The 6,571-nt window shown below is 30.3% G+C and carries 7 protein-coding genes; 6 read left to right on the forward strand and 1 reads right to left on the reverse strand.

Going from position 1 to position 6,571, the window contains the following annotated elements:
• Positions 1–20: 20 nt before the first annotated feature.
• A complete protein-coding gene (locus tag FYJ83_RS18955; protein WP_154443058.1) occupies positions 21–1,301 on the reverse strand; it encodes an IS110 family RNA-guided transposase in 1,281 nt (426 codons plus the stop codon).
• Between the two features lie 325 nt (positions 1,302–1,626).
• Between FYJ83_RS18955 and FYJ83_RS18960 the strand changes: the two genes are divergently transcribed.
• From FYJ83_RS18960 to FYJ83_RS18985, 6 genes are all read left to right on the forward strand, one after another.
• Positions 1,627–2,073 carry a plasmid mobilization protein gene (locus FYJ83_RS18960; protein ID WP_268233542.1) on the forward strand — a complete coding sequence of 149 codons (447 nt, stop codon included), beginning with the start codon at positions 1,627–1,629 and terminating at the stop codon, positions 2,071–2,073.
• A 78-nt stretch (positions 2,074–2,151) separates the two neighbouring features.
• A complete protein-coding gene (locus FYJ83_RS18965) occupies positions 2,152–2,370 on the forward strand; it encodes a helix-turn-helix domain-containing protein (protein ID WP_154443060.1) in 219 nt (72 codons plus the stop codon).
• 61 nt (positions 2,371–2,431) lie between these two features.
• On the forward strand, positions 2,432–3,286 hold the full coding sequence (locus tag FYJ83_RS18970) for a DNA adenine methylase (protein WP_154443061.1): 855 nt from the start codon (positions 2,432–2,434) through the stop codon (positions 3,284–3,286).
• 31 nt (positions 3,287–3,317) lie between these two features.
• Positions 3,318–4,106, forward strand: a complete 789-nt coding sequence (locus FYJ83_RS18975) for a DNA-methyltransferase (protein ID WP_154443062.1) — start codon at positions 3,318–3,320, stop codon at positions 4,104–4,106.
• Entirely contained in the window at positions 4,106–5,020 is a 915-nt protein-coding gene (locus FYJ83_RS18980; protein WP_154443063.1) for a type II restriction endonuclease, read from the forward strand. Before FYJ83_RS18975 ends, FYJ83_RS18980 begins: the two co-directional genes overlap by 1 nt.
• Positions 5,021–5,105: 85 nt before the next feature.
• The gene (locus FYJ83_RS18985; protein ID WP_154443064.1) at positions 5,106–5,927 is read left to right on the forward strand and encodes a Shedu anti-phage system protein SduA domain-containing protein; all 822 of its coding nucleotides are present in this window, start codon (positions 5,106–5,108) and stop codon (positions 5,925–5,927) included.
• Positions 5,928–6,571: the final 644 nt, after the last annotated feature.

Genomic DNA, 6,571 nt, shown 5'->3' on the forward strand with positions numbered 1-6,571 from the left:
TATATGTGTAATTTTGAAAACTAAGCTGCTTGTTTGTTATTTAGACGAATCATCTTTTGATGGTCATCTGGTGTTCTTAATTCAAATGGTTTTTGATCTCTAAGAACCGCAAAAATAATTTGTACCATCTTTCTCATTACAGCACACATAACAACTTTATAGGGTTTATCTACAATTTTCTTTTCAAAATAATCTCGCATAACAGGGTTTGGATATTCTCTGTTACGATTTGAATATACATTGGCCTTAGCTAACATATGAAGAATTGTACGAACATAAGGGGAGCCTCTTTTTGAGATCTTATTGTTTTTTCTGTTATAGCTTCCACTTTGCGATACACCTGGATCCAATCCAAAAAAAGCCACCAACTGTTTAGGTTTAGAGAAGTTTTCAATGTTCCCTATTTCTGATAATAAAACACAGGCTGTATATTCTCCTATGCCAGGAATTGTTTGCAGGAGCTTTACATTGATTTGGAATTGCTCGTCTACAATTGATAGTCTGCTTATCTCATCGTCAATAGCCCTTAAAGCTTCTTGTAAGCTAAAAATAACAGCTATTGTAGTTTGTATAAGAATAGATGTACTAAGGTTAGAAATGCAAATTTCACTTGAGTTTCTAGCAGCTTGATAAAGCTTGTCATATTTCTTAATAGCATAAGATTCGCTTTTATGGGAGATAGTTTTGATTTGATTGATTATCTTTGCCTTATCTAACTCAGGATCTAAAATAGCTGTTACTGTTGGATATTCTGCAAGGATAGTTAAGGCTGTCTTTCCTTGTAAATCAGTGAAAACCTTTCTGAAATCAGGGAAGGATGTATCTAGAAAACCTGTTAAACGGTTGATATGCTCAACTATTTCATCAGTCAATTCTTTATGTTGGCGACAAAGTTTTTTGATACTAATAATTATATCTGCATGGGTTTCGGTTTCACTATAATTTTTAAGCCTATAGAGTAGTGCAATATTGTATGCATCGGTTTTATCCGACTTTACTTTTCTGATGTTAATATTTTTTATAGCATTACTTTGGATTGGATTAATAACAATAATCTCATAATCAAGCTTGCGAAAAAAATTAGCCAATAATTGATGATAATGAGCTGTAGCCTCCATAATAACTACTAGCTGAGTATTATAATCTGTTTCCAACTTTTTAAAAGTTAAATCAATAGATTTCATACCCTCATAATCATTATTGATTTTAGTATGGACAATAATTTCATTTTCTGGTGATAAAATACATATATCACTAAAAGCTTTGCTGATATCTATTCCAGCAACTAATTTGTTTGGCATAGTTATTACCTCCTTCTATTTGGGATGCCCTATTATTCTAAAACCACACCAGGCTCACGATTTATCCAGGTAATCAGTAAATGAACCTAACCAACCGAAAAGATGATAGGTGATAGAATGAGGGTGGAGTCTACTAAAAGAGTTATCCTTATAGGAACCCAGCAAGCACATGAAACAATCCCATTACATCCCTAGTACTTTCATTATACCATCGATGATTAGGTTCATTTTTAGAAACATGCTTAAAGCTGTTCCTATACTATTAGTATATGAGCAAGCACAGTAAGTGTACGGACACTTACGAAAAATTGAGAAAGCGGACCTTATGGTTCGCTTTCTTCAAATCAAATTTTTTACTTGTTCTTATCAGAATGATTTAGGGGTTCCCCCTAAGACCCTAGTTAAAAATATAAAAGGAAGGAAAGATATTATGGCCAATAGATACAGGAATGAAAGGATTGAAATCAAGTTGACTAAAGAAGAAAAAGAAATTTTTAAGAAAAAACTCGAACTTAGTAAATTAAAATCAATGGGACATTTTATAAGAAAATGTGTCTTGGAAGCTCCTATATTTGTAATAGATATGAATGAATTTAGGAAGATACAGACCTTTATTGGGAGGAATGCAAACAACCTTAATCAGATTGCAAAAAGAGTAAACACTACAGGAGTAATCTATAGGGAAGATATAGAAGATCTTAAAAAAGAAAATGATGATATATCAAGAGAAATGATAAAAATTCAGAATATCCTAGCGAGAAAATATATTTAAAACATCTTACAGATGTAAAAAGAATGCAAGTCTGATATAATAACATTAATGATTCAATTAATTAAAGGAGATAAAAATATGCAAGATTTTGGAAGAGTTGTTTTTAAAATTAATGAAGTCTTGGAAGAGAAGAATATAAGTAAAAACAAGCTAGAAAAAGAAGCAAATCTTCAAAGAACTCAGCTTAATTCATATTGTAATAATAAAGTTAAGAGGATAGATTTAATTACCTTAGCAAAGATTTGTTATGTTTTAGATTGTGAGATAGAAGATATTATGGAATATAAGAAGATATAAATGACAAAAGTAAGACAAGACAGGGAACTAAATAACGCAATAAATAAAAGGATGATAAGTAATGACAACAACAAGAGTAAAATTAAAACCTTTCACTAAATGGACAGGCGGGAAAAGACAGTTACTACCAGAACTAATAGATTTAATGCCAAAGCAATTTAATAGATACTATGAACCTTTTGTAGGTGGTGGCGCATTATTATTTGAATTAACCCCATGTAAAGCAACTATTAATGATTATAATACAGATTTAATTTTAGCATATAGAGAGATTCGGGATAATGTAAAGGAATTAATTGAGATACTTAAGATTCATCAAGAAAATAATACAAAAGATTATTATCTTGATTTAAGGGCTACAGATAGGGATGGAAGAATAGAAAAGATGACAGATACAGAAAAAGCAGCTCGTTTACTTTATATGTTAAGGGTAAACTTCAATGGCTTATATAGGGTAAATTTAAAAAATCAATTTAATGTTCCTTATGGGAGATATAAAAATCCTAAAATAGTGGATGAGGTTTTATTGTACGATATCAGTAGATATTTAAATAGTAATGATATAGATATACTTGAGGGGGATTTTGAGAAGGCAATATCAACAGTTAGTTCTGGAGATTTTGTATATTTTGATCCTCCATATGCACCAATATCATCTACAAGTAGCTTTACTTCCTATACAAATGAAGGCTTTGATGAATCTGATCAGATACGTTTGCGAGATATCTTTATAGAACTAAGTAAGAGAGGTGCTAATGTTATGCTTTCTAATTCAGATGTTGAGCTTATTCATGAGCTATATTCTAATATACCTAATATAGACATAAGGGTTGTAAAAGCAAATAGGATGATAAATTCAAAAGCAAGCAAACGTGGGCAAATTAATGAACTTATTATAAGAAGTTCAAATTGGTAAATTAAAAGTTTAATTATAAGGGGGTAGGAATATGGAGAAAAGACACTTGATTTTTGAGGAAAAGGTTTTTTATCATGATAAACAAAGTACTTCATTTTTAATAAAAGATGATACATTTAAATTCTTAGAGCAAATGAAAGAAGAAAGTATAGATATGATTTTTGCTGATCCCCCTTATTTTTTAAGCAATGATGGAATTTCTTGTAGTGGAGGAAAGGTAGTTTCTGTAAATAAAGGTGATTGGGATAAGATTGATTCTTTTGAGGGAAAGCATGAATTTAATCGGGGATGGATAAAATTAGCAAGAAGGGTTTTAAAGCCCAATGGAACAATATGGATCTCAGGTTCACTACATAACATATATTCAGTTGGCATGGCTTTGGAACAGGAAGGTTTTAAAATTTTGAATAACATAACCTGGGAAAAAACTAATCCACCACCAAACTTATCATGTAGATACTTTACGCATTCAACAGAAACTATACTATGGGCTAGAAAGAATGAAAAATCAGCTAGGCATTACTTTAATTATGATTTGATGAAAGAAAGAAATGGTGATAAGCAGAAAAAGGATGTCTGGAAAGGAGCCTTAACAAAGCCAAGTGAAAAGAAACATGGTAAGCATCCAACACAAAAACCAGAATACTTATTGAAAGAAATTATTTTAGCATCAACTAAAAAGAATGATCTAATACTAGATCCATTTGTGGGGAGTGGAACTACTTGTGTTGTAGCAAAGCGTCTTGGTAGACGTTATATTGGGATAGACAATGTTGAAGAATATTTAGAAATAGCCGTAAAAAGATTGGAGAGTGTGTAATGAGAGAAATTACTTATATTGATTATATCAATAAAAATGCAGTTGAACGTTTAGCCTATTTTATGGAAACCTTATCTATAACAAATAGGACACCAGATTATTATGTAAATTGGGAAAAGGTAACTCGTGAGACTAGAAAATATGAACTAGAATTAAATACCTTAAATTATTTAATAGGAAAAGATGATGTATATAGGGAAACTTTAGAGTTATTTAAGAAACAGCCAGATTTAATAAGGGCCTTACCTAGTTTAATAGCTAGTAGGGATAAGATGCTAGATGTTTTGAATATTGACAAAGAAGATAATATGGATTTTTATAAGTTGGATTTTGTAAATATAGATACAGATAATCTAGAATCATATGTGGATTTTGCTGAAGAATCAGGACTTTTAAATTTTTTAGAACATGATGCTAATAAATCATTAGTTGATTATGTTTATGGGATTGAGGCTGGTCTAGATAGTAATGCTAGGAAAAATCGTAGTGGAACAACAATGGAAAAAATTTTAAATAGAAATATTGTAAAAGTTTCTAAAAAACTTGAAATAGAACACCAATCCCAAGCAACAGCAGACTTTATAAAAAATAATTGGGGCATTGATATTCAAGTTGATAAATCAGCTAGAAGGTTTGATGAGGCGGTTTATTGTAGAAAAACAAATAGACTGTGGTTAATAGAAACAAACTATTATGGTGGCGGTGGAAGTAAATTAAAAGCAACTGCTGGAGAATTTATTATGTTAAATAATTTAATATCTGAACCAGGTAAAAACATCAATTTTGTATGGGTTACTGATGGACAAGGTTGGAATACTGCTAAGGCGCCATTACTAGAAGCATTTGGACATGTAAAGTATGTGTTTAATTTGAAGATGCTGAAAGATGGTTATTTAGAGGAGTTATTTAAATAGTAGAAGTGAGAAACAACATTGTTTTACTTCATAAAAATACTAATATTCATATTATATTTAGACATAAGTAAAGGTGGTGAAGTATTTGGCAGGATTGTATAATCGAGACTATTTTAAATTAACAAAGGATGAAGAAGTTGAAAAAGAAGTAGTGACGAAAAGGAACTCAAAAAAACTAGGAAAGCTTGAGGTATATAATTCTTCTATGAATTTCGAATATCCAAAGGCTGTTAGACATTACAAGAGCTTATTTCCAAATAATTACATGGATTTTCTTGATTTGTATGAATATGAAGAAATGAATACTTTGAATAAATTATATCTTGAAGAGATAAACAAAAATACTGCAACAGAATTATCAATTAAAAGTTTAATTGTTGAAAATAAACTTTATCATGTAATTGGCTCAATTTTGAAAGGTGGTCAGTTTTATTTTGGACATCATAATTTATATATATTTCCGGAGTTCCAATTAGGGAGTTTATACAGGGCTGATTACTTATTAGTTGGATTAGCTTCTGGTGGTTATCAATTTGTTTTTGTGGAGATGGAGCATCCGAATAAAAACATTACATTAGCTGATGGGAACTATGGTGAAGCATTTAGAAAAGGAATTAATCAAATTAATGATTGGAAAGTGTGGTTAGATTCAAATTTTAGTTCATTAACTGATGTGTTTAAAAAATCAACGAATAAATCATTACCTGAAGAATTTTACAAATATGATTCATCTAGGTTTCATTTTGCAGTGGTTGCTGGCAGAAGAAAAAACTTCTCTGAGAGAACATATTGGCTAAAAAGAAATGAGGAGAAAAAAACAGGAATTAGAATATTTCATTATGATAATTTGTATGACTATTCAATGGATTTAATTACACAAAAAGAACATGGTTATTTGAGCTATTAGACCTACTTTAATATAATTATGAGGAGAACTACTAATGTATGCATCGTAGACAGAGTTGATTTATGTATTTAAAACTGGTTAATAGTATTTAGAAGCTAATCAATTAACCTGTTAAATGTTAAATAGATGGAACTGGGACTGGAACGGGTAAAATAAGTTATAAATGTACCCAAACCATACGAACAGGACGAGATTGAACGGTCTAAAAATGTCTAAATTAAAAGCTTTGGCATATATCTGATAATATAAAATGAAGAGTGGGAGTAATCGGATGAGAGCTTTAAACACTTTAATACCAAGGGTTTTGAGCTTTTTTTATTTTTGGATTGCACTTTCATTGCACTAAGTTAATTTTTTGCACCTCAAAACTAAAAGTTAGCAGCGAATATTGTTTTTTGGTGGAGAATGTAAATAACTTTGTGCTTTAGAGAGAATCGTTCATCTCTAATCTGACAAGAAATATTAAACTGGATAAAACTTACAACTAAATATCTTGATTTTATCTTTGCCAAGACTGTTTTATTTTATGCATTAAAATGAATAGTTTTGGCAATAATTTTATATAAGTGATGCTATGACTTTTTACAAATGGATTTTAGCTTTACTTTTATAAAAAACTCTTTTGTTTTTTAAGGAGTTATAGG

The organism is Tissierella pigra, assembly GCF_009695605.1.
Lineage (GTDB): Bacteria > Bacillota > Clostridia > Tissierellales > Tissierellaceae > Tissierella > Tissierella pigra.